The following is a 25008-nucleotide window of genomic DNA, read 5'->3' as shown; positions in this document are numbered from 1 at the left end:
CGTGCCCCCTTCGTCGGTGATTTGTTGTTTAGTCGCTAGAAATCATATGACGGGGCGCGGGCCGTGTTCCGCTATGCGGTTGTCAATTTGCGAAAGAAATTATGCGTCACCTTGTGTATTGCCCGTACCAGAGTCATGTCAATGCAATCATCGATCAACGCAGCGTTTCTAATTCTAAGGTTTTGGGCTATCACGGCGGCAAAGATGCCGCGTACAAGAAGATCGTTCAAGACGCGTTTGCGTCGGGCAGCTGCAGGGTGCTCGTGAGCACCAAGGCGTTTGGCATGGGTATCGATATCGATGACATCGATGCCGTGTACCACTATGCGCCGACGGGCAATCTGTCCGACTATATTCAGGAAATTGGTCGTGGCGGTCGCAAGCGCGGCCTGGGTGCCAAGGCCTGCATCGACTTCTTTATGCAGGACGTTCGCTATTCCGAGACGCTGTATGCGCTCTCCAAGTTTAGCCAGTGGCAGCTTAAGGAGATCATGGCCAAGCTGTACGAGGTCTATGCTTCTGCGCCGCAAAAAGACCGTAGCCAGAACTTCCTGGTATCGCCCAATACGTTCTCCTACCTGTTTACAAACGAGAAGGATGAGGACCGCAAGACCAATCGCGTTAAATCGGCCCTGATGATGATCTCGCGCGACCTTGAGGATAAGTTCAACTTCCCGGTTATCGTCGTGCGCCCCAAGGTGTCGTATACCAAGCAGTTTGTTTGCATTGAGCAGGTTGCCGAGCGTAGCTTTACCACGTCCTACGGCAAGTATTTACGAAAGATCAGCGAGGCCCATACGCGCTACGAGAATCGTGCGGGGCAGCATGCCGTCAAGATCTCGGACATGGGCGCAATCTATGAGCTCAACGTTGGCGATATGTGGGCCAACGAGTTTAGCGACCTGACCTTTGCCGATTTTAAGCGCCAGCTGTTCACGGGCAAAATTTGCTCGCCGACGGGGGAGCCTGCGCTTTCGAACCGCCTGGCGCTCGACATCAATTACTCCATGCCGTTTGATGGGGCCACGTCGACGCTGTCTGCGTTTGCCGAGGCGCTGCGCAAGACGTTTATGAGCCTTGCGCGTGAGGGCGATTTTTCGGAGAAGGAGTTTACGAAAGAGCTTACCCATCAGCTTGAGGGGACGTCTTTGGAGGTCAAGAAGCCGTCTGCGCTGCTGAATGCGTTTGTTCGTCCCGTCGATGGTGGCCGGCACTTTGGATCCGACCGGTCCTTTAAATGCATCAAACGATTCAATAAGTCTTCGAGGAATACCTATAGCCGCGCGCAGGATGTTCGCTATGGCGTAATCGGGCGCGAGCTTCAGGCAGCCATGAGCAATCTGACCCAGACGCTGGGAAGGTTGCAGCCTCCCGAAGGTAGCAAACATTGCAGGCGCTATCTGGACAACAAGGCTCTCGACGCTCGCTATGCGCTGGCCGAGATCCTAGAGATTCTCAAGCTTGCTACGTACACGGTAAAGGGCGGCGACAATCCAGAGATCTTCATTCGTCTTAACGATGCCTCGAAGGTCAAAGCGTTGGCTTCGGACGGCAGATATTCCAATGGCGTGCTGCGCGAGCTTAACGATCGCCACGAGTATTCGTCCAAGGTTATTAGGGGCTTCTTCCGCTCCACCATGAGCGATGCCGAGCGATGGGACGTAGTCGAGGAGTACTTCTTGGGCAATGACGATTACGTTGCTCAGGTTCTGGGCATCGATGAGAAGCTGGCGGATGAGTCTGCCAAGGCGGCTCCCAAGGTGAGGCATGCGGTTGCTAAGCGGCCTGTCGGCCTCTCGACATCCGTCGTGGCTGAAGGGGCTTCCTATGAGGGCAAGCCGTACTTTCGCGTGTGGAAGGACCTGCTCAACAGCTGCTCTGCGGGTCAGGAGATCACCGACGTCCAAAAGCTGAAAGAATTGGTCAAGAGCAGTAAGCTCGAGATGCCTCGCAAAGACGCGGTGGTCTGTATTGAGAGCACCGACTTTAAGCTGCATCCCGCCTTGCTGTGGAAGAAGAGTCGCGTGATGCTCTTTAGTGCCTCGCGTGCCGATGAGTTTGCCCGCACCCAAGACATTGACTGGAAGTGCTTCATTCTAGGCCAGGGAGAGGGCATAGAGGCGATTGCCGACGAACTCGAAAACGCCCCGAAAGAAGCGAGGTAGCTGCCGGAACTTAAGCGAAAGGTTAATTCAAATGGATTTGGTGACTTCTTTTTTCCACCTGCTGTCCGATTATTGCGTTTGCTTTGACGATGGAATGATCACTTGGGACGGTCATCATCACGTTGCGACCGGTCTGCATGTCGATAACGAAAAGGTGCCCGAGCTTACCGAGTTTGCCACGCAGGGCGGCTTTGATGATTTGAATGATTATCTCAACTGCTTTGTCGACGGTTTTCTGAATAACCTGGTTGAGGCCGATGAGGACCTCATTGTTCCCAGGAGCGCAATCCACGAGGCGCTTTACCCTATGCTTCGAGAAGGGGATTTGACGGGCCTTGTTTTGGCTGATTTCTGCGGCTGTAACAAGGCACTCGTAATCGACAATCCGGCCCCCGATGCATATTGCGTAATGTATGACACGCGAATCGCTCGCGGTATTCCGCAGTTCTTCAACTTGGTCACACGCATGCTTTGGGATATGCGCCAAGGGCTGCGTAGCCAGCAAGGCGCCTCGTTTAAGGTGACGTTTGCTGCGGCGAAGAACGTCGATCTATCCACGCTGGTCGTAGGCAACGTGACGGACGTTCCGGGCGTGCAGGAAAAGCCGGGAACGAAGATGGTCTACTCTGCCCCGGCGATTCGGCTGGGTACCTCGGCCTCAGACGGATGCGGCGCGGCGTCTGCCCCTGCGGGAGGGGAGCGGCCTGGTAACGCAGGCGGTGAGAGGAAGGTTGCTGCAAGCGAGGGCGACCGCGTATGGGGTAATGCGTTTTCCGTGGCGCTTCCCGATGGCTGGATTTTCGATTCCGACCCCAGCCAAAAAGATACCTTTGTTTTAAGCCCCGCTTCGTCCAACAGGCGCATGGAAGGGGCTCAGGTTCTTTATTCGTGGCGCCCTGAAACACCAGAGGAAATGCGCATCATGGACCAGCTCGAGGTTCGTCGCGCCGTGATTAGGACCACCCACTTCCCTCCCATAAACAACATGGTTCCCAGAGGACTTGAATATCACGAAGTTCAGGGTGATGGGTGCATTGTCGCTGTCGTTCAGGTTGGCGTGGGACTTCCTGGCATGGATACGGGGATTGGCTTGGAGTTCTATGTCTACCCTCTATACCGTGACAACGACTGCATGCGCGTGACGTTCTATTCATGGGATCGGGATCGTGTTGATGAGGCCCGCACGTTTGTCGATGGACTCGCGTCGACTGTTCGTCTTAATAAGGCGGAGCCTCTCAGTTGGGACATTGCGTTTAAGAAATGCTTTGAAACTAAGGTCGAGCCTGAGGAGTTCAGGGAGCTTGCATTCCAGGGCGTTTCTCTTTTGATTTCTATTCGCCAAGGTGTTTATACGTCAGCAGTATACGAGACCAGTTTGCTAGACGGTAATACTGCGCTTGATAGGGAGAATGCCGGTTTAAAGGCTTTGGCTCAGCTAAATGCGGATTCCGAGCGTTATCTGGATCGCATTCTTGACGCGGTCGATGCCCAGGAGCGCTTCTACGGAAAAGAGAGCCCCATATATCAGGATATTCGCTCTGCCGCAGCTAATGTTATTGACGTTGCCTTACTGAGGGCATCTAATTGCGACCTCGAAGACGGGCGTAACGCAGAGGCTATCCTTGCCCCTTCCGAGCATATGCGTGAGATTCGCGCCCGCATTGGACTGGATCCGGTGCCGGCGCCCGTTGCGCCGGAGAAGAAGGCCGCGCCGGAGAGTAAGGCGTCGGAGAAGAAGGATGCTGCGCCCGCCAAGGAGAAGAAGGTCGCTGAGCCTGCCAAGGATGAGAAGGCGGCTGCGCCTGAGAAAAAGAATGATGTGGTCATCGAGAAGAAAAAGGCCGAGGACGAGAAGCCTCAACCGTTTCAACCAAAGTCTTGGGCAGAGGACGAGACGAGGGATAGGGTTTACGCGCTTTCGGACCGTTGCCTCGCTGACCAGGACGAATTAGATCAAGCCGAAGCGGAAAAGGCGAAACTTCAACGAAAGCTTGACTCGATTACTAAGGCTCTGGCCGAGGCAACCTCGAAATACGATCACTTCCGGGACCTGGAGCGCAAGCGAGAGCAGCTGACAGAGCAGAGGAACAACCTTGATAATGAGGTTTCGAGCTGCGAGAAAGAGCTTCAATCGTTTGGGCTGTTTGACATTAGCAATAAACGCCAAGTAAAGAAAAAACTTTCGGATCTTGCCGAGCGCATAGAAAAGCTCGATTCCAGGCTCAAGGCGATTGGAGTCGATCTCTTTGAAGGCTCGAGCGAGCTTTCCAAAGTTGAGGTCGATAAGTTGCAGCAGCAGGAGAACGATGCTCAACTGGCGCTTAAAGAGGCCGAGGCGAACTTTGAGCAGAAAGAGGCTACATGGAAAGAAGACAAGGCTGAGCTTGAAGCGTTCTGCGCCAGCGTGCCAGATAACCCAAAAATGGATAGGTTTTGTTGGGATGCCGATTGGCGCATAAAGCAAGCGCGCGATCGCAGAGAGCGGGCTGAATACCAGCAGAAAAAAAGGCGTTTTGCAAAAGAGTTTGCACAAACAGTCGAAGTTGGCGAAGAATTTGGCGTACGAGATATGGTTGACGCGGTCGACGGACTGGACTCGATCACAATGGCTATGACTATTATTGAAGAATACTACAAGAAGACTCATTCAGTAAAACGGGTTGCCCCGCTTTACAACCTTCCTGCCTATGTGTTTACCGACAAAAGGTTCATGGATTTATTGGACGATTGATTCTTATTTAGAAGGCGGCTGAATTTTGCAGGGGGCATCTCTAGGGATGCCCCTCCCGTTTTTATGTCGAGCCTGCATTGGATCCAGGCATAAAAAATGCCGGGGGACATCCCCCGGCTCTTGGAGGTCCCTCTATTCGAGGGTAGCAATCCTTTTATACCACGAGACGAGGAGCCTATTCAAGTAGAAATAATAATGACCAAACACATGTTCGTCAATCTGCCTGCGGTTTTAGGATAACGACAGACTTTTGGCATGAGATGGTGGGGACGCGCTCGTTCGTGTTGCTTTGAACCGGTTGCTGCGGTCGTGGCGTTATGACTACCGCTCGCACTTGTTGCTCAACAAATGGTGGAGCTGGTGGAGTAAGTTAATACATACTGGCTGCGCCGCGGGGTTCTCCTGTAATGGGCGTACCCTCAAAATTGTGTCTCAGAATGCTCTGCATAGGGCGCTATAAGCTTTGCCGTCGGGTAGACTTGTCTATGTTGACTTAGCTAGTTTTATTGGGCTTTTAATCGGTCCTGATTGGATGGGATAGAGATATGGCAACGTTGCTCGCCGATAAATACGAGGCCCGCAAGGCCGAGGTCAATGCTCGCTTTGAGCAGCTTCGCGCTAACGAGGAAGAGCTCAACCGAATCTTCGCCAAGATCTACAACATGGAGGGCGAGGTGCCCATCGAGGTCGAGGACAAGTACGTATCGGTGGCGCGCATCTTTGATACCGCCGACGAGATCCCCGAGAGTTATAAGGGCAACAAGTACGTGCGCACCAAGCGCGACGAGATTACCTCGCTCATAAGCTATGCCGTGGGCTGCATGTTTGGCCGCTATTCGCTGGACGTGGACGGTCTGGTTTTGGCCGATCAGGGTGCCACGGTCAACGACTATCTGGCCAAGATGCCCGATCCCGATCACGTGACCTTTATGCCCGACGGCGACAATGTGCTGCCCATTACCGATGACGAGTACTTTGACGACGACATCGTTCGCTACTTTATCGACTTTGTGCGCACCGTGTACGGCGAGGAGACGCTCGAGCAGAACCTGGCCTTTATTGCCGAGGCGCTCGGCGGCAAGGGTACCTCGCGCGAGGTAATTCGCGCCTACTTTTTGAAGGACTTCTTTAAGGACCACTGCCAGACCTACAAGAAGCGCCCCATCTACTGGTTGTTCGACAGCGGCAAGAAGAACGGCTTTATGGCTCTGGTCTACATGCACCGCTATACGCCCGATCTGCTGGCGCGCATTCGTACCGACTATGTGCACGAGCAGCAGGAGCGCTATCGCTCGCAGATTGCCGACGCCGAGGACGCGCTGGCCACGGCCGAGCGCGGCGAGAAGGTTGCGCTGACCAAGCGCATCAAAAAGCTCAAGGATCAGCTGACCGAGACCGTTGCCTACGAGGAAAAGCTGCATCACCTGGCCGACCAGATGATCAAGATTGACCTGGACGACGGCGTTAAGGTCAACTATGCCAAGTTCCAGGATGTGCTGGCAAAGATAAAATAATGCACACGTGATTACGCGTTATGCGAATTGTTTTGACCGGTATGACGGTGGGATTGTTAGATGGCAAAGTTCGATGTAATTGAAGAGCTGGCGGCGCGCTTTGAACAGCCGCTGCCCGATTGCCGTGAGCGCCGCGTGGTGGTGTGGCACGACGCGGAAGGCGAGTTTGCCGCCACGTTTGCCGAGCTTGCCGAGGGCGGCTTTGGCGAAGCGGTAGAGCAGCGCCTGCCGCGTCCGGTGCGCTTTGTGGAGGCTTGCGACGGGCATATGTTTGAGGTCAAGCGCCTTATCGCCCGCGAGGACACCACGAGCGACATGCTGGTGTATCGCCAGCAGGGGCGTGGTGGCCTTGAGGGCGATTGGCTGGCCGATGTTGAACTGTACGCCGATCAGTTCTCGGCGGACTATCTGTCGCTGCTGGCCGATCAGCTGGGGGCCTCGAACGCGCGGGATATTCGCAAGGCACTGCAGGCGCACAAGTCGTTCTTTGCCGCCAAGGGCCGCGTCGCCAAGTTTTCCAAGTGCATGCCCGTGCCTGCGTGCGCGGCCGATGTTGAGCTGGGCCTGCTGGCTGCCATGTTTGGCGGCTCCGATCCCAGCGCTGCCACCATGCCGTTTATTGTGCGCGCGTGCCTGACTATGCTGCTGCGCGATGGTCCGGAGGCGCTGTCGGAGCTGGCGCAAAAGTTTGAGGCCGCCGACAGCCTTGCTGCCTTTGTGCGTCAGCGCACGGGCTTTGAGGGTACGCTGTTCGAGCGCGATTCGCTCCAGGATTTTGCCGCCCATGTGCTGCTGACGGCTTCGGCCTCGCTGGTGCCGGCGGCTGCGCTGCAAAAGCTTTCCAACCATATTGCGCCTGCCTATGCGCCGTATTGCATTGCCGTTGTCCGCGAATGGGCGGGCGATGCTGCGGCGTCTGATGACCTGCGCGAGATTTGCGAGCTGGTCCAGGACGCGTGCGGCCTGCGCCATGTGTTTGGTGCTCTGCCTACCGACGATTTACTGCGCCTGGATGTGTTTCCGTGCGTTGACGAGGCCATTTTGAGCGACCTGCTCGCCTCGCTGGCACAGGGTGCCGATCGCGTTGACGAGGCCCGTCGTGTTGCCGCGGCCCGTCGCGACCTGTGCTGGTACGACGATGTCGCCTGCTACTACCAGGTGCTTTTGGCGCTGGCCGACATGGCAGCCTTTAAGCGCGACCATGCGGGTGGATTCCATATTGCCCAGGCGGCCGAGGTATGGGAGACCTATACCACAGATTGGTGGCGCATGGATGCGGCATACCGCGCGCTGCGCCAGGCCAACGAGCGCTGCAAGCTGCGCGGTGTCGACCTGTTGGAGGAGCCCGAGCGCCGCGCGGTCGAATGGGCCGAGAACAACTACGTTAACTGGTATCTGACCGAGAGCAACGCGTGCTGGGCCAATGCCGCCCAGGCGCAGTGGCGCGATGCCGGCTATGTTGAGGGTGTCGCTCGCCAAGACCTGTTCTATTGGGAGACGATGCCCACGTATACCGGTAGTGCCAAGGCCAAGGTGGTCCTGATCAGCGATGCGCTTCGCTACGAGGTGGCGCAGGACGTGGCTGCCGCTTTGGAGCGCGAGCGTGGCGGCGAGGTGCGCATGGGTAGCGTGCAGGCGATGTTTCCCTCTATTACCGAGATGGGCATGCCGGCGCTGTTGCCGCATCAGGCCATGACGCTCAACATGGAAACGGGCGCCGTGCTGCTCGATGATATGCCGACGAGCTCTACGGTCGAGCGTCAAGCGGTGCTGCAGAAGGCCGCGCCTACGGGTCGTGCCCTGAGTGCCGCGGCGTATCTGGACATGTCTGCCGCCGACCGCAAGGAGCTGCTCAAGTCCAGCGAGATCGTGTACCTGTATCACAACAAGATCGACGCGACGGGGGAGAAGCTCGCCACCGAAAGCGACGTGTTTGATGCATGCGCCGAGAGCGTGGACGAGCTGGTCTCGATCGCCAAGCGCGTGTGCACCGACGCGCCAGGCGCCCGCGTGACGATTACGTCCGACCACGGCTTTTTGTACACGGCCAACGAACTGCCGGAATGCTTGTTCCTGGGCAAGAACGACCTGCCCGACGATCCGGTGCTGTTTGGCAAGCGCCATGCGGTGGTCGCTCAGGGCGACACCTTGGCCGATATCGCTAACGGCGCGGACGGTAGCCCGTGTTTAGCCATGAACATGGACCATGTGGTGCCGGGCGGCGGCTACGTTGGCTTGGCTCCGCGCGGGATCGTGCACTATAAGCGCCCCGGTGGAACCAAGCGCTACGTGCATGGCGGCGTGAGCCTGCAGGAGCTCGTGGTGCCGGTGTTCGGGTATCGTCGCCTGAGTGCGTCCTCAAAGGAATTCGTTGATACGCAGACTGCGAAGCTGCGCGTGCTGAGCGAGAGCCGCCGCGTTACCAACTCGCTGTTTGGCATTAAGTTGCTGCAGGAGGAGGCCGCTACGGGCAAGGTGCTGCCGTGTGAGTACGAGCTGGTGTTTACCGACGAGACCGGCAACGAGGTGAGCGATGTTGCTCGCGTGCATGCGGACATGACCTCGCCCAACCCGCAGGACCGCGTGGTCGAGGCTCGCTTTACGCTTAAGACGGGTGTGTCGTTTGGGTCCGGCTCGTCCCATTTGCTGGTTTGCCGCGATGCCCAGTCGGGCAAGATCGTTTGGCGCGAGACATATACCATCGCTGTTTCGTTTGCCCCTGTTGCTGACTTTGGTTTTTAGGAGTGTGCCCTATGATTGATAGCCATGACGACAATCTGTGGGAAGTTCCCTCGATTGATGTGGATGTGCCTGCGGAGGCTGCGGCGTCCGTTGAGGCTGCGGCGCCTGCCCCGGAGCCGGTGGAGGCCGTCGCGCCCGTTGAGGACGAGTCCTCGACCGATGGCTATGACCAAGCTGCGGCCGAGGCTCCCGAGGATGAGGGCTACGACATGGACGGGCTGGACGGCAAGCTGCTCGAGCACTTTGCTGGCAAGATCGTGCGCAAGGACCTGACGGCCCTTATGAAGCGCGGCGCCAACGTGCCCACCTTTGTGCTTGAGTATCTGCTGGGCATGTACTGCTCAACCGATGACGAGGAAGCCGTGGCAGAGGGCCTGGATCGCATCCGCAGGATCCTCACCGATAACTACGTGCGTCCCGACGAGTCCGAGCGCATTAAGTCCAAGATTCGCGAACTGGGCCGCTTTACCATCATCGATAAGGTGACGGCCAAGCTCGACGAGTACAAAGATATCTACGTGGCGTCGTTTGCCAACCTGACCATCGAGCCGTTTGTGATGCCGGCCGAGTACGTGCGCGACTATTCCAAGATTCTGCAGGGTGGCATTTGGTGCATTATGAGCATCGAGTATCGTCATCCCGTGGATGAGGAAGACGAGTTTGGCATGGAGGTCTTTGGCGACGATGCGCCGCGCCGCTCCAAGGCCAAGCGCAAAAAGCGCGGCCCCGAGGATTCTCCGTTTAGCGTGGCGTCGCTCACGCCCATCCAGATGCCCAATCTGGACCTGGATGCCATGATCGACGAGCGCCAGTATTTCTCGCGCGACGAGTGGCTCAACATGCTGCTGCGCTCAGCTGGCTACGAACCCAGCGAGCTTTCCGAGAAAGAGCGCCTGCACTTTATCGAGCGTATGGTGCCGCTCATCGAGCGCAATTACAACCTGTGCGAGCTGGGTCCCCGCGGCACCGGCAAGAGCCATATCTACAAAGAGGTCTCGCCCTACGCCATCTTGCTCTCTGGCGGCCAGACCACCACGGCCAACCTGTTCGGCCGCATGAACTCCATGCGCGCCGATCGCGTGGGCCTGGTGGGCCACTGGGATTGCGTGACGTTCGACGAGGTCGCCGGCATGCGCTTTAAGGACACCAACGCCGTGCAGATCATGAAGGACTACATGGCGAGCGGCAGCTACGCGCGCGGCCGCGACCAGATTAACGCCGATGCCTCCATGGTCTTTGAGGGCAATATCAACGACACCGTGCAAAACGTTCTTAAGACCACGCACCTGTTTGATCCGTTCCCGCCGGAGTTTAACAACGATTCGGCCTTCTTCGACCGTATCCATTATTACCTGCCGGGCTGGGAGATTCCCAAGATGCGCTCGAGCCTGCTGACCGGGCATTATGGCCTGATCACCGACTGCCTGTCGGAGTTTTGCAAAGAGATGCGCCGCAAGGACTTTACGCACCATATCGACCGTTACTTCCGCTTTAACAGCGACTTTAACAAGCGCGACGAGATCGCCGTGCGCAAGACCTTTAGCGGCCTGGCCAAGCTGCTGTTCCCTGACGAGGCCATGGACAAGGACGACGTGCGCTGGCTGCTGGACTACGCCATCGAGGGCCGTCGCCGCGTAAAGGAGCAGCTCAAGATTATGGCGGGCGTTGAGTTTATCGACGTCAACCTGGGCTATATGGATGCCGACAACCCGCAGGACGTGCACGTGGTGCGCGTGCCCGAGCAGAGCGAGGACACGCTGATTCCCGACGGGCCGCTGCTGTCCGGCCACGTGTTTGGCGTGGGCAGGTCGCAGGGCGGCGAGGTTGCCGTGTACAAGTTGGAGAACAAGGCCGTTGCCGGCGAGTGCAAGTTTAAGCACGAGGGCGTGGCCTTTAACAAGCCGGTGCGCGATACCCTGGAGGCCGCGTTCGACAACTTTGTGAACCTGGCGAACCGCGTGGCGCCGGGCATGCACATTGGCTCCAAGGATTACCTGCTGTTCTACAACGACCTGCAGAGCAAGGGCCTGTCCGAAGAAGTTTCACTCGCCGAGTTTGTGGGCCTGTGCTCCGCGGCGTGCAACCGCCCGGTGATGCCTGCGCTGGCGATTCCGGGAATCTTGCGCATGTCGGGCTCTATGGACGAGATCCGTGGGCTCGAGGACATTATGCGCGTGTCCAAAAACGCCGGCGCCAAGCGCGTGATTTTGCCGCTGAGCGCCATCGCCGGCCTGCAGAGCGTGTCGTCCGAGATTATCTCGGGCCTGAGCCCGGTGTTCTACATTGATGGTGACCCGGTCGACGCCGCGAAGAAGGCACTGGATCTGTAGGGGTGCGGGCGAGCGGGGCGTCTGGTGTTCGGGCGCACCGCGTACATGTGGGTGCGTAGTGCGTGAGGAGGCCTTGCTATGGCGGGCGAGCGTTCTGTTGGTGAGCTGCTCGACGAGCTGTTTGGCTTTGAGTCGGTAGCCAAGCGTCAGACGGCGCTTGAGCAGTACGATCGCGGGGAGCTGGTGCGCAAGGCGCGCTCCCGCGAGCTGCTGAGCGTGCTTAGGGGCGTCGAGGCTGCCGAGCACGCTGCGCGCGACTCTGCCGTGCGGGCTGTTGATACGTACGTGCGCCGTGTTGAGGGTGCGGCCCTTGCGCGGGCTCGTAAGCAGGCGGGCATTGTCGGTCCACTGCAGATAGAGCGTCGCTATGCTGCCTTTTTGCGCATGGATGACAAGGCCGAGCTGCTGGCCCGTTTGGAGCAGACGCTTGCGTTTATCGAGGTAAAGCTGCGTGCGAATACGGCGGACAAGGTTCGCGCGGCGTACGATGCTGCGGGGGCTATGGTGCTACGGGATGTGGCGCGCCTGAGTGACGTGCGCGTTGTGGACGCCGTGCCCCTGGATGCCGATCTGCTGTGTACGCAGCTGGAGCAGTTGCGTTGTGCCGCCGATGCGACGGACCTTGCGGGCATGATCACAGCGACGTTTGAGTCCGAGCTGAGTGCGACGGGGTCGCAGGGCGCCAGCGGGTCTGCGAGTGATGTTGCTGGCGATGTTGCTGGTGACGTGGCGTTGGAGCGTGAACTTACCAACGTGCATGGCGCTGCGCAGCGAGCGCGCTTGGCGGCGCAGGCATATCGGGCCGAGCGCGCCGCCCGCGTTGCGGGGAGCACGGTGGAGCCTTCGGGGCTGCCCGAGCCTGCGTGCGTTGCGTGCGAGGCGGCGTGCGATGCCGGGGAGCTTTTCAAGTTGCTCGCTCAGGTTAAGAAGTCGTTTGAGACCTACCGTCGTATTGTTGCCGACGGCGGGTTGTTCTGCGCGTTTGGCTCTGGCTCGCCGCATGGGATTTGCAGGGGCTCGAGCTATTTCGACTACGATTCTCGGCTTGACGAAGACGTGCTGGTGGGCGAGTACGATGGCGCTACCAGGCACGATGTTCGGCGTGAGGTTCCGATTCCCGAGCTGGTGGATGAGGCTTCGGCCGAGGGCGGCGATTCGCTCGAGGTCGCCGTGGCGCGCATGCGGGAGTTTAACGGGCGCCGCTACGATGGTGTGCTGGACGAGGACCCCACGCGCCATGTGAATGCGTTTTGGTATGGACTCAAAAAGCTCAGCCAGTATTGCAAGGCTGCCGTGCGTGTGGACGAACGCGCTTGGGATTGCTTTATCGATAAGGTGCAGTTCGCCTACGATGAGCCCGTGGGGCGTTTGGCTGTGCAGATGGACGACAAGCAGATTGCGGCTTTTGTTGCTGCTGTGGATAAGCTTAGCGCTGCTGAGTAGGGATCTGGCTCGGTAGGAGGTTACACCATGAAGATCGATGTGGACGTAGACCAGCTGCGCGAGAGCCTGCTCGATCGCGCTGGGAGCGCGGCAGGCGTGGGCTTTCCTGCTGCCATGCTCGACGTGATGGATATCGAGGGTGAGTCCCCTCAAGAGCTCCTAGCCCGAGCCGAACGCGAAGGCCTCGACCTCCGCGACTTTGCCGTCGACGATGACTAGGGTAGCTAATTTGAGGCGGAGCGTCTGCACCCGCGGCTGTGCGAAAATGCACGATAAACCGTCCCAATAGAGTCTACTGACCTCGCGACTGTTCTATTTTGATCGCACGCTGGCTAAGTGAGTAGACTTTATTGGAAATCCTGAGCACACGACTAATTTGCTTCAACAAACCCGCAGGTCACAGACTTGTGCTTTGGTGACGTGGTCGGCGATTCGACAAAAGTCTACTCACTTAGTTTTGAGAGGCGCCAATTGTCCGCAACGAGACCCCAGCCGGGGCGATTGATGCTCAAATGTAGTCAATTCGGGACGACAACCCCCTGGCCGCTACGACGCCAGCGTGGCGATGACGGCTTCGTCGCCGGCGTATATGAGGGTGTTGCCGTCGGGGATGATGGTTTGGCCGTCGCGCTTGAGCATCACGACGATAAACGGGTGCTTGCCTTGCGGCACGTCGCGCAGGCGCTGGCCGGCCAGGCGACCGTGGGGTGTCACGGTGACCTCGCGCAGCGTAACCTCGGCACGCTCTTCAAACGTCGGGGCAGCCATCACCAACAGGTCACCTTCCTCGATGGCGGTATCGCCGTTGGGCAGCACCGGGTGCGCGCCGTCGCGCAGTACCAGGACCACGAGCATATCTGTGGCGCTGCCAATGTCCGCGAGCGAGCGTCCGGCAAACGGATGACCCGTGCCCACCTTGAGCTTGACAAACGACATGCCGTCCTCGTCGCGGTAGTCGTTAAACGTACGGCGCACGTCGCCGGCCGCATCGATCATGTCGAGCTTTTTCGCCACCGCCGGCAGCAGCGAGCCCTGCACCACAATGCTCGACACGGCAATCACAAACACCAGGTCAAACAGGTCATGACCGTCGGGAACACCGGCCACCACGGCAAAGAGGCTAAACACGACCGAAGCCGCGCCGCGCAGGCCCGCCCAGCTTACGAGCGCAACCTGGCGAGGGCTCGTCTTAAAGGGCGCCAGCAGCAGGCCGACGGCGATGGGGCGGCTCACAAAGAGCATAAACGCCATGAGTACCAGGCCCGGTAGCAGCACTTGCGGCAGGCGCGCGGGCGTCACGAGCAGCCCGAGCAAAAAGAAGATGGTCATTTCGGCCATCTCGGTGAGGGTGTCAAAGAAGTGCGCCAGCTCGACCTTACCGGTGATGTCGCTCGCACCCAGCACAATGCCGGCAAGGTACACGGCTAAAAAGCCGTTGCCGCCCAGATAGCTCGGCAGCGCGTAGGCGACGATCGCCACGGCGAACAAAAAGATAGTCTGCGCGCCCTCGGCTGTTGCGTGCGCGCGCTCGATCAGGCGGCCCGATGCCCAGCCGATGACAAGGCCCAGCCCCACGCCCAGGATGATCTGCTTGGCGAGCAGCACAGGGATGTTAATGTCGCCGCCGGCCGCAAGGGTTGCAAGCACGGCGGTGAGCATGTAAGCGACGGGGTCGTTGGAGCCCGATTCGACCTCGAGCAGCGAGTCGGTGCCACCTCTCAGCGACAGACTGTGCTCGCGCAGCACGCTAAAGACGCTCGCTGCGTCGGTCGACGCCACGACCGAGCCCAGCAGCAGGCCGCCGATCCAGTCGAAGCCCAGTGCGAAGTGCGCAAAGGCGCCGGTGATGCCGGCGGTGACGACGACGCCGAGCGTGCTCAGAAGCACCGCGGGCACGGCGACAGGTTTGGCGCGGTCGATGTTGGTGTTAAAGCCGCCGTAGAACATGATGAACAGCAGCGCCGTACTGCAGACGGTTTCGGTAAGCGCGTAGTCGCTAAAGTCGATGTGCGCCGGCCCGTTGACGCCCAGCAGCATGCCCAGCGCGATGAAGATGAGCAGGGTGGGGAAGGGGAGCTTTTTGCCGACGGGTTTGATGGTCAGGCACAAAATGATGACGATGCCGATAAAGAGAAGGATCTGGTTCATGGATAGTGTCCGCTCCTGGGTGGTTGGCGTGGCACGGTCAGTTGTCTGCGGTTATTTGTACCCAAAGATGGTGGGTTTATGGGAACGGATTGCGGGCGTGCGCATTTTCGACACGAGGCTGCGGCGTGTGCGACGTTGGTCGGGGAGCAGCTGCCGGCGGTGCACCGTGAACGGCGCGCGCGGGCGTGCGGCTGCTAACGACCGTTGGCGACGCGGGGCTCTTCCCAGCTTTATTGCAACGGAGTACAATGGGTAACGTTTAAGTTCAACTTGAAGTTTTAGTTGCGGCTCCAGGCTTCGCCGTAATGCAGGGAAAGGCGTTCCATGGCGATCTATGTGACATCTGATGCCCACGGGCACGTGCGCGCGCTGGACGAGGCCCTTTCCAAGATCTCGCTGGCGTTCGACGACACGCTGTATGTGCTGGGCGACATGATCGATCGCGGGCCCGATCCGGTCGGCGTCATCAACTTGGTGCGATCGCTGCCCAACGCTCGCGTGCTTAAGGGTAACCACGAGCAGATTATGCTCGACGCGATCATCGGCCAGGACCCGCTCGATGCCGAGACCTGGGACATCAACGGCGGTTGGACCACGCGCCAACAGCTCAACGAAATGGAGTTTGAGGCATACGAGGAGCTGGTGCGCTGGGCTGCCGCCCTGCCGCTCTATGCGGTGGCAGAGACTGCCGAGCGACCGTATCTGCTGGTGCACGCCGGCATTCAGACCGAGGCGGCGCGTGCGTTTTTGCTTGAACATGGTGTCGATTGCGGTGACGGCAGAGGAGCGGTCGATGCCGATAGCGAGTTGCTGCAGCAAATGCTCGCCGTGCAGTCGTCCGATGACCTGCTGTGGATTCGGCATGGCTATTGGGATGCCCCGACGGGGCTGCTTTCTGCCGAGGGCAAGGGTCCGGTCGTGGTGAGTGGCCACACGCCCACGGTGTCGCTGGGGCGCTATTGCGAGGTTGGCGGCCTGGCAGGGCTCGATGAGGAGTCGGGCCGCGGGCAGATTGTGCGCCTGGGCGGCGAGGATACCGCCGGCGTTCCCGACCGCATCGACATCGACTGTGCCGCCGCCACCGGCTCCGAGTTCGGCCGTGTAGGCATTCTGCGCCTAGACGACGGGGCGGAGTTCTATGCAAACATTCTCCCTGGCGAGTAATCGGTGCAAAGGGTAGCTAATTTGGGACGGGGCTTTTTTGACTACTTTTGCCCTTCTGCCCATCAAATGATTTTTCTGGGACGTGGATTACATAATCATTTGGCTGCCCGCTGGCTAAGTGAGTAGACTTTTTTGGAAATGCCGAGCACCCAACATATTTGCCTCAATAAAACCGCAGGTCACAGACTTGTGCTTTGTCGGTGTGGTCGGGGATTCGGTAAAAGTCTACTCACTTAGTTTTGCGTGATGCATATTGTCCGCAACAAGACCCCAGCCCGGGTAATTCCATCGCAAATTCCGGTGGCCGAGGCAGCTAATTAGACACCGTACGGGTTGCGGGCTCGTTCTATGCGCTGGCGAATGTGAGCGTACTCGACAATCAATAGCACCAGCAGTAGGGCCATGATAGCCAGGTAGCTCACGACGGCACCCATCAGCCCCAGTAGGTTGATGAGGATCATCGGGAGCACCACGCTCACGGCAAAGCAAATGAGGTAGATCTTGGTGACATCGCCGGCGTGGCGCAGCACTGTGATAATGGCGTAGATAAAATCGATGGCTGCGGTGATGCCGCCGGCGACGACCATCAGCAGCGCCAATGTGCGGTAGCGCTCAAAGTTGAGGCCGTACATAAAGCTCATAAGGGGAATGCCGGGGCCTGCCATAAACGCCGCGCATGCGCCAGTGATAACCACGATCAGCGCCATGACGGCGACAATAATTAAGTCAAAGCGGCGACGCTTGCGCGGGTTAGCCCAAATGCTCGACAAACGCAAGAGCTGCGGTTTATAGATAAAACCAATGCTCAGCAAAACGGCCTGCGCCGGAAAGAATAGGGCATTAAAATACAGCTGATATTTGTAGGCCAGCGTGCCTTCCATCACAAATTTGGGCATGCTCTCGATAAGGTTGAACAAAAAGAGCGCGCCAAAGAGCGGGGCGCACTGCGCAAAAAGGCGGCCGACTTCGCGTATGCTCACGCGACGCGATTTTTCGGTCTCGAGTAGGGCGAGTGGGGCGGTGACCAGCACAAGCGAGGCGATCGCTGTAACACCCATAGCCATGGCCGCGATGGGCATGCTGCGCGTAAGGAACAGCGCCACGCTAAAGACCGCGATGACGCCGGCGGAACGCAGCGTTTGGCTCATGCCGGCCAAATAGAGCTTGTCGGCCTGCTGCAGGCGGCCCTCGTACACGTCGGCGATGCCGTCGATCACCTTATAGAGGTAGACGCCCAGGCCGATCGTCGCCATCTGCGCGTCATAGCCGCGGGCGCTGCTGTACATGAGGCCGCAGCCTAGGGCGAGAGCTCCGCAAAGCCAGCGGTTGAGCTGGTAGGAGGCAAAGGACGTCTTCTCGTCGATGTCCGAGACCTGAAAATTGCGCACGCCGTAGTTGCACGCGATCATGATGAGCGTGCCGGTGACAAAGGCGATGGAGAACTTGCCGGCTTCTTCGGCGCCCACGAGTTGCGTGGACACGATAGTGAGCAGCGGAAACGCCATGCCCCACACGGCGGTGCCGAGGGTATTCCAAAGGTAGTCGCGACGGGTGGCGTGCTCCTCGTATTCGGCTTCCTGCATGGAGAAACCGCCGCCGTAGACGGCGCCGAGCAGGCGGTTCCACCAGGCGTTGACCATACGGCGGACGGGACCGGGCTCGCGATCGCGCTCGCGCCGACGACGCGTGGCTTGGCCGCTATTTGGCCCGCCGGCGTTACGCTGACTCAGCTCCTGGATACGCGCGAGCTCCTCGGCGGTGTGCGATGCGGGGAACAGGCCGTTCTCGATGCGGCCGCCCTGCCCGTGTGCCCCGCCCGATACAGCGGGGTTGGCGATGCCGTTGCGGCGGGCGATGGCGCGGCGGATGCTATCGAGGGGCGAGATGCTCAAGGCGGGGTCCTTTCTATTACTGCGTTCTAGTATAGACGCGACGGTGTCACTCATGTTTTTGAACGGATTGTTCAATATTTTCGGGGGGCGGCAGTAAATTGTCGGTGAGCGTGCGGTATCCTGTTAAAGTTATGTGATACCACGATGCCGCCCGCGCGGCACCAAGGAGCTTCTACCTATGGACGTCGCCGCATTCTTGCTGGCTCTTGTGCCGATCATTTGGCTTGTCGTGATGCTGCTGTGCTTTAAATGGCCAGCTTGGAAAGCCGCCATCGGATCGTTTGTCCTTTCGTGCGTGCTTGCCTTCGCATGGTGGCACCTGCCGGCAGCGCAGATCGCGACCGCCTCGCTCGAAGGCTTTTTGATGGCCCTGTGGCCCATCGTTTTGGTAATCATCGCCGCGGTGTTCACGTATAACCTGTGCGTTCGCACGGGCGCCATGGACGTGATCGGCAGCATGATCACCTCCATCAGCAGCGATCGCCGTCTGCTGGCGCTGCTTGTGGCCTGGTGCTTTGGTGGCTTTATGGAGGGCATGGCCGGTTTTGGCACCGCCGTCGCTATTCCCGCCGGCATGCTTGCGGGCCTGGGCTTTGAGGCCGTGCCCGCCGTGCTCATCTGTCTGCTGGCCAACGGCGTGCCCACGCCCTACGGCTCCATTGGCATTCCCACGGTGTCCGTTGCCGGTCTGGTGGGCCTGGACCCGCTGCATTTGGCGACCGTTCAGATGGTGCAGCTGGCGCCTTTCTTTGTGATGATGCCGCTGTTTATCGTGCTGGTTGCGGGTCGTGTCGCCGATGACCAGGGTAATGTTGCGGGCGTTGCCGAGCGCCTGAACGGCGTGGCGGGCATCGCCGTGCTCTCCGGCGTGTCCTTTGCCGGTGCGGCTCTTGTCGTTGCTATGTTTGTGGGTCCCGAGCTTGCCGTCGTCGTCGGTTCCATCGTTTCGCTCGCGCTGACAGCTGCGCTTGCCATGCGTGCCGAGAAGTCGGGGCATCTGGACGCACGCTTCCACATGAATATCGAGGCCGGCGAGCAGCTCACCGCTAAGTCGGCGCTTTCGGCTTGGTCGTGCTTCATCCTGATCTTTGTGCTGCTGTTGGGAACGTCTAACCTGGTGCCTGCCGTGCATGCTGCGCTCGCACCGTTTGCGAGCCAGGTGCAGGTGTATTGCGGCGAGAACCCCGGCACGCTCACGTTTTCGTGGATCAACACGCCGGGTGTCTGGATTTTCCTGGCGGCGTTTGTCGGCGGCGCCATTCAGGGTGCTTCGCCGCGCTTGATGGGCAAGGTGCTGGCCGCGACCGTCAAGCAGATGATGCCGACGGTCATTACCATGCTTTCGGTTCTGGGCTGTGCCAAGGTTATGGGCTATGCGGGCATGATCTCTTCGATCAGCGCATTTTGCATTGCGGTCGCCGGTGGCCTGTACCCGATTCTGGCTCCGTGGATCGGCGCGGTCGGTGCGTTCGTGACCGGTTCGGGCACGTCTTCTGGCATGCTGTTTGGTCCCATCCAGAGCCAGGCTGCCACCGCGCTGGGCGTGAGCGACTACTGGATGGTCGCGCTGAACGCGCTTGGCGTCGCTGCCGGCAAGATGATCTCGCCGCAGACGCTTGCCATCGGCCTGGCCGCCGTGCACGTGCGCGGCAAGGATGCCGAGCTCCTGGGCGCCGTCCTGCCCTACGCCGCCGGCATGCTGATCCTTATGAGCGCCATCGCCATGCTCGGCCAAGGCTTGCCGCTATAGTTGGCACTTAGGGACGCTCCTTTTGTGCCGGCATCCGGGGACACTCCTTGAATGTTGCCTGTTCAAGAGTGTCCCCAACGACTCGTCGTTTAAGAACGTCCCCAATGACTACCCAATGACTAGGCCGCTTGCCTGCGATTTTTGACCGTTGGGCGGGCTTGCCGCCCTTGCCACAAAAACGTTTTTGCATATCGGGTACAACGGGCTTTACGTGAGTAAAGTGCGCGCCGCGCCCGCGTGACGCGCTTTTAAAGGAGGCCCCATGCCTGGTGTTACCCCTGCAGAAGTTCTGTCCAACTTTGGTATTACGCTGGTCGAAGATCCCGCCGAGAATCAGCCGCGTCTGCTGGTCGATCTACCTGCTGCGGAGCTCGTCGAGCACGCCATCCGCCGTGAAGAGGGCCGCATGGCATCCAACGGCGCGCTGGTAATCGAGACGGGGGAGCGCACCGGCCGTTCTCCCAACGACCGCTTTATCGTTGACACCCCCGATGTTCACGACAAGATCGCCTGGGGCGCCGTCAACCGCCCGCTTTCGATTGAGAGCTACGAGGCCATCAAGGTCGGTATCGTCGACTACCTCAACGAGCGCGACGTGTTCGTCACGCGCGGCATGGCGGGTGCCGACCGCAACCACACGCGTCGCCTGCTCGTTGCCTGCGAGCGCGCGAGCCAGGCACTCTTCATTAAGCAAATGCTCGCCCGTCCGCTCGCTCGCGAAATTGCGCGCACCGGCGAGCCGGACTTTTGCGTGCTCGCGGCACCCGGGTACCAGTGCGACCCTGCCATCAAGGGCCTCAACTCCAGCGCCGCCGTGGTCATCAACTTCCAGGAGCGCGTGATTCTGGTTGCCGGCACCGGCTACTCCGGTGAGATTAAAAAGTCCATCTTCAGCGTCATGAATTACCTGCTGCCCGTCGAGGACGATGTGCTGCCCATGCATTGCTCGGCCAGCATGGATCCCGTCACGCACGAGACCGCGGTGTTCTTTGGCCTGTCCGGCACCGGCAAGACCACGCTTTCGGCCAATCCCACGCGCCTGCTGATCGGCGACGACGAGCACGGTTGGTCCGACATGGGCATCTTCAACATCGAGGGCGGCTGCTACGCCAAGTGCGAGGGCCTGGACGAGTTTCACGAGCCCGAGATCTTCAACGCCGTTCGCTTTGGCGCGATCTGCGAAAACGTGGTGCTCGACGAGAACCGCAAGCCCAACTACGATGACGTCTCGATCACGCACAACACGCGCGTTGCCTATCCCGTCGAGCATATCCCCAACGCGTGGACCAAGGGCATGGGCACCACCCCGAGCGTCGTGCTGTTTTTGACCTGCGATGCCTTTGGCGTGCTGCCGCCTATCTCGCGCCTGACGGCCGATGCCGCCATGTATCACTTTGTGACGGGCTTCACCGCAAAGATCCCCGGTACCGAGGTCGGCGTCACCGAGCCCACGCCTACGTTCTCCTCGCTGTTCGGAGAGCCGTTTATGCCGCTCGACCCTATGGTCTATGCCAAGATGCTCGGCGAGCGTATCGCCGACGGTCGCACCCGCGTCTATCTGCTCAACACCGGCTGGATTGGCGGCGGTTATGGCGTGGGCCATCGTATCGAGCTTGCCTACACGCGCGCCCTGGTCGCACGCGCCCTCGACGGTACCATCGAGGACAGCGAGTTCTTGCACGACGATATCTTTAATGTCGACATTCCCACCACGTGCCACGGTGTGCCGGACGGCATCCTGGTGCCGCGCCAGTACTGGCAGAGCACAGCGCGCTACGACGAGGCCGCGCACAACTTGGCGGTGATGTTCGAGGAGAACTTCGAGAAGAAGTACTCGCACCTGCCCGAGTCCGTCAAGGCCGCCGGCCCGCACGCTCAGGTGTCCGCCGAGGCCCGTCATCGCGGCCGCGGCCTGCTGGGACTCCGCCACTAGCGTCGCCTCGAGTCCATATCCACCACAAAGAGGCAGGCGCCTTTGTGGTGGTTTTGCTCGTGTGGATGACTCGGGTTACAATGCGCCTGACATATCGTCCCCTTCTCCGGATGGGGGCAGCGTAAGCGCTCTTGTGACGGCACCGTAGGACTTTGAAGGTGGCCGCTGTGAGGGCGCTTTTTGTTTAGGTGCCCTCGCTCGGGCGCGCACAATGAAGGGAGAGCGTATGAAGGGCTTTGTTGCCGAGGATTCATTTTGGGAGCTATTTCCACAGGCGGCGGTCGGCGTCGTGGTCGTAAAGGGCATGAAGCCCGCGGCTACGATTCCTCAAGAGGACGTGGACGCGATTGCGGCGCTGCTCGATCGCGCCAATATCGATGCGGAGCGTCATCTGACAAGCGATACCATCAGCGAGAACGCGCCGGTCAAGGCTTGGCGCGAGGCCTATCGCCTGTTCAAGACTAAAAAGGGCGCCCGCTGCTCGATCGAGAACTTGCTCAAGCGCGTGCTCAAGGGCAAGCCGGTCGGTCATATCACACCGGCGGTGGATATTTACAACACGGTGTCGCTGACCTACGCGCTGCCCGTGGGAGGCGAGGATTTGCACGCGATTGAGGGAGACCTTCGCTTGAAGGTGACCGACGGTGGCGATGCGTTCCTGCCGCTTGGCGAGGAGGCGGATGACCCGACGCTGCCCGGCGAGCTCGCCTACATCGATGATGCGGGTGCCGTGTGCCGCTGCTGGAACTGGCGCGACGGCGTTCGAACGGCTCTGTCCGACGATTCTGCCGATGCGTTCCTGGCGATTGAGTGTGTTGAGCCCGAGCGAATGGGGGACTGTCAGGCCGCGATCGATCGCTTAGCCGAGCTGCTTGAGCGCTATCTGGGAGCGACGGTTGTCGTTAAGACGCTTGTGACCCGCGACAATCCCTGCGTGGAGCTGTAGCTCGGGCAAAACCGCCACACAAACCACCACAAAGGTGCTGTCCCCTTTGTGGTGGTTTTTATGTTGATGAGTTAACAATTGGGATATTTGGGTACGGGGGTTCGGGCATGCGGCTAAGATGTTTACCCGTTAGCATCATGCAAGCGAAAGGCGGTCGTCTCCCATGCAGCAGAACGACGAGACACGTTTTGAGGACTTTGTCGGACTGATTAGCGGACTCTACAAGGAGATCCAGCGCATTAAGACATCTGAGGGCGCAAGGCTGGGCCTTAAGGGTTCCGATATCATGTGTCTGTACTATCTTGAGCGCAGCAAGGACGGCCTGACTGGTGCCGACCTCGCCCGCATGGCAGGCGTGACCCGCGCTGCCGTTTCGCGCACGCTGGCGCATCTGGAAGAGGGCGGCTACGTCGAGGTCGACGATTCGGGCGATGCCGCCGTTAAGTATCGCGCCCCGGTTCGCCTGACCACGTTGGGCGGCGAGAGCATGAATGAGGCCGATCGCATTATTCGCGAGGTGCTCGACGCCACCGGCAAGGCCATGGGCGTGGAGCAGCGCGAGCAGATGTACGCGTCGCTGCGTACGATTCTCGACACCCTGCGCGAGCTGTAGGGCCGCCTAGGCATTTGCTTCCCACTAACAACTGCATCGTCCCGTTTGAGCGCGTATACCGTGCCGGGGCATTGCTGTCAAAATTCCCTGCGCGGGACCTGTGCAAGAAAGGATTCGCTATGTCCGTCCGCATTATTACCGATTCCGCAAGCGATATGTCGCCGGCGGAGCACCCGGCACTGGCTGTTTTGCCACTGTCCGTTACCTTTGGCACCGATGTGTACATGGATGGCGTCGACATCGATCACCAGCGCTTTTACGAGATGCTCGTGGAGCGCGATGAGCTGCCCAAGACCGGTCAGGTCAACCCGTACGCGTTTTCGCAGGCTATCGCCGAGGTTCGTGAAGCCGGCGATGAGGCCGTGATTATTACCGTGGGCGCTAAGCTTTCCGGCACCAATCAGAGTGCCCGTACCGCACTTGCCGAGGCCCCGGGCGGCGATGTGTTCGTGGTAGACAGCAACAACGTCACCCTGGGCGAGCGCGTGCTGGTCGAGTATGCCCTGCGCTTGGTGGACGAGGGCCGTGGCGCTGCCCAGATCGCGGCGGCGGTTGAGGCCGTGCGCGACCGCGTGGTGGTTATCGGCCTGCTCGAGACGCTGGAGTACCTGGTGCGCGGCGGTCGCCTGTCTGCTGCGGCCGGCGCCGTGGGTACGCTGCTCAACGTAAAGCCCGTGGTGGCTGCCGAGGACGGTCTGATCGTGCAGCTGGGCAAGGCACGCGGTTCCAAGAACGGTCGCAACCTGCTGAACCAAAAGGTCGAAAAGGCGGGCGGCGTCGACTTTTCCATGCCGCTGGCGCTCGGCTATACGGGCCTTTCGGATGCGGTGCTCAAGAAGTATATCGAGGACAGTGCGACGCTGTGGGCTGGCCACACCGAGGGCGAGCTGCCCGTTCACACCATCGGCGCCACCATCGGCACCCATGTAGGCCCCGGTGCCGTAGCCGTAGCCTTCTTCCAGCCTGCCAACTAACCGACCTGCCAAAAAGGGACAGGTTTATTTTGGCAGGTTTTATCTGGGCAAACGCTACCTGCCATGCCATGTGATCCCTCGGCGATGACGGGGTTGCGGACCATCGGCCGCACGGAGACCGCAAATGATCCGCAACCCTGCCGTCCCCGAGGGATCATTTGATTTATGCTGTTGCGGGCGGAAAGGAGCATCGATGGCGTCTGAGGGCTTTTTTGAGCGGGTGTACGAGGTAGTCGAGCAGATCCCTGAGGGGATGGTTGCCACGTACGGCCAGGTGGCGCTGCTCGCCGGCCGTCCACGAAGTGCGCGGTACGTGGGCTATGCGCTGCATAGCAATCCGCGCCCTGGTCAGATTCCCTGTCATCGTGTGGTGTTTGCCGATGGCAGCATTTGCGAGGGCTTTGCGTTTGGCGGCCCCGATGCTCAGCGCGAACTTCTGCTGGGGGAGGGCGTGGTGTTTGCCGATCCCATGCACGTCGACTTGGCTGCCTGTCGTTGGCCGGCTGGGTTATAGCGACTCTGCCGTGGCCAAAACCACCACAAAGCTGGCTGTGAACTGCGCCCCGAAACTTGGACTGAATAAATAGCGACTACGCCGCAAGGGCCCGGTTCCGGAACTCCTCCGGCGTCAGGCCCTTCAATCTTACCTGCCTGCGCCGCGTG

17 protein-coding genes are annotated in these 25008 nt (G+C 59.6%); 14 read left to right on the top strand and 3 right to left on the bottom strand.

The features are described 5' to 3' along the window. Positions 1–101 precede the first annotated feature (101 nt). From ACTQWD_RS07830 to ACTQWD_RS07800, 7 genes are all read left to right on the top strand, one after another. On the top strand, positions 102–2165 hold the full coding sequence (locus tag ACTQWD_RS07830) for a helicase-related protein (RefSeq protein ID WP_441559684.1): 2064 nt from the start codon (positions 102–104) through the stop codon (positions 2163–2165). A gap of 31 nt (positions 2166–2196) precedes the next feature. Further along, a complete protein-coding gene (locus ACTQWD_RS07825; protein WP_441559683.1) occupies positions 2197–4896 on the top strand; it encodes a hypothetical protein in 2700 nt (899 codons plus the stop codon). Positions 4897–5441: 545 nt separating this feature from the next. Beyond that, positions 5442–6410, top strand: coding sequence for a hypothetical protein (locus tag ACTQWD_RS07820; protein ID WP_441559682.1), 969 nt, complete (start codon positions 5442–5444; stop codon positions 6408–6410). Positions 6411–6470: 60 nt separating this feature from the next. Beyond that, on the top strand, positions 6471–9152 hold the full coding sequence (gene pglZ / locus ACTQWD_RS07815) for a BREX-1 system phosphatase PglZ type A (protein ID WP_441559681.1): 2682 nt from the start codon (positions 6471–6473) through the stop codon (positions 9150–9152). A gap of 11 nt (positions 9153–9163) precedes the next feature. After that, on the top strand, positions 9164–11482 hold the full coding sequence (brxL, locus tag ACTQWD_RS07810; RefSeq protein WP_441559680.1) for a protease Lon-related BREX system protein BrxL: 2319 nt from the start codon (positions 9164–9166) through the stop codon (positions 11480–11482). Positions 11483–11560: 78 nt separating this feature from the next. After that, complete coding sequence (locus ACTQWD_RS07805) at positions 11561–12925, top strand: hypothetical protein (RefSeq protein WP_441559679.1); 1365 nt, start codon at positions 11561–11563, stop codon at positions 12923–12925. Between the two features lie 27 nt (positions 12926–12952). Beyond that, the gene (locus ACTQWD_RS07800; RefSeq protein WP_441559678.1) at positions 12953–13144 is read left to right on the top strand and encodes a hypothetical protein; all 192 of its coding nucleotides are present in this window, start codon (positions 12953–12955) and stop codon (positions 13142–13144) included. A gap of 327 nt (positions 13145–13471) precedes the next feature. On the opposite strand, the gene ACTQWD_RS07795 is transcribed toward ACTQWD_RS07800, so the two are convergent. Next, on the bottom strand, positions 13472–15073 hold the full coding sequence (locus ACTQWD_RS07795) for a potassium/proton antiporter (protein WP_441559677.1): 1602 nt from the start codon (positions 15071–15073) through the stop codon (positions 13472–13474). Positions 15074–15397: 324 nt separating this feature from the next. Here ACTQWD_RS07795 and ACTQWD_RS07790 point away from each other — a divergent pair, with 324 nt between their 5' ends. Continuing rightward, positions 15398–16237 carry a metallophosphoesterase gene (locus ACTQWD_RS07790; protein ID WP_441041866.1) on the top strand — a complete coding sequence of 280 codons (840 nt, stop codon included), beginning with the start codon at positions 15398–15400 and terminating at the stop codon, positions 16235–16237. 317 nt (positions 16238–16554) lie between these two features. On the opposite strand, the gene ACTQWD_RS07785 is transcribed toward ACTQWD_RS07790, so the two are convergent. Continuing rightward, the gene (locus ACTQWD_RS07785) at positions 16555–18129 is read right to left on the bottom strand and encodes a lipopolysaccharide biosynthesis protein (protein ID WP_441559676.1); all 1575 of its coding nucleotides are present in this window, start codon (positions 18127–18129) and stop codon (positions 16555–16557) included. Positions 18130–18307: 178 nt separating this feature from the next. On the opposite strand from ACTQWD_RS07785, the gene ACTQWD_RS07780 reads away from it, so the two are divergent. From ACTQWD_RS07780 to ACTQWD_RS07755, 6 genes are all read left to right on the top strand, one after another. Continuing rightward, the gene (locus tag ACTQWD_RS07780) at positions 18308–19879 is read left to right on the top strand and encodes an L-lactate permease (protein WP_441559675.1); all 1572 of its coding nucleotides are present in this window, start codon (positions 18308–18310) and stop codon (positions 19877–19879) included. A gap of 262 nt (positions 19880–20141) precedes the next feature. Then, the gene (gene pckA, locus ACTQWD_RS07775) at positions 20142–21812 is read left to right on the top strand and encodes a phosphoenolpyruvate carboxykinase (ATP) (RefSeq protein ID WP_441559674.1); all 1671 of its coding nucleotides are present in this window, start codon (positions 20142–20144) and stop codon (positions 21810–21812) included. Between the two features lie 226 nt (positions 21813–22038). Continuing rightward, positions 22039–22758, top strand: coding sequence for a B3/B4 domain-containing protein (locus tag ACTQWD_RS07770; protein WP_441559673.1), 720 nt, complete (start codon positions 22039–22041; stop codon positions 22756–22758). 163 nt (positions 22759–22921) lie between these two features. Beyond that, positions 22922–23371 carry a MarR family winged helix-turn-helix transcriptional regulator gene (locus ACTQWD_RS07765; RefSeq protein WP_441559672.1) on the top strand — a complete coding sequence of 150 codons (450 nt, stop codon included), beginning with the start codon at positions 22922–22924 and terminating at the stop codon, positions 23369–23371. A gap of 119 nt (positions 23372–23490) precedes the next feature. Further along, the gene (locus ACTQWD_RS07760; RefSeq protein WP_427794593.1) at positions 23491–24345 is read left to right on the top strand and encodes a DegV family protein; all 855 of its coding nucleotides are present in this window, start codon (positions 23491–23493) and stop codon (positions 24343–24345) included. A gap of 193 nt (positions 24346–24538) precedes the next feature. Beyond that, positions 24539–24859, top strand: coding sequence for an MGMT family protein (locus ACTQWD_RS07755; RefSeq protein WP_441559671.1), 321 nt, complete (start codon positions 24539–24541; stop codon positions 24857–24859). Positions 24860–24935: 76 nt separating this feature from the next. Here the strand turns inward: ACTQWD_RS07755 and ACTQWD_RS07750 are convergent. Then, positions 24936–25008, bottom strand: a 73-nt coding sequence (locus ACTQWD_RS07750; RefSeq protein WP_441537142.1) for an IS3 family transposase, incomplete at its 5' end; no start/stop codon positions are given.

Source organism: Collinsella sp. LCP19S3_B6 (assembly GCF_052121815.1).
Classification (GTDB): Bacteria; Actinomycetota; Coriobacteriia; order Coriobacteriales; family Coriobacteriaceae; genus Collinsella.
Note: the sequence above shows the minus strand (reverse complement) of the source record. Positions and strands in the feature narration are given on the sequence as shown.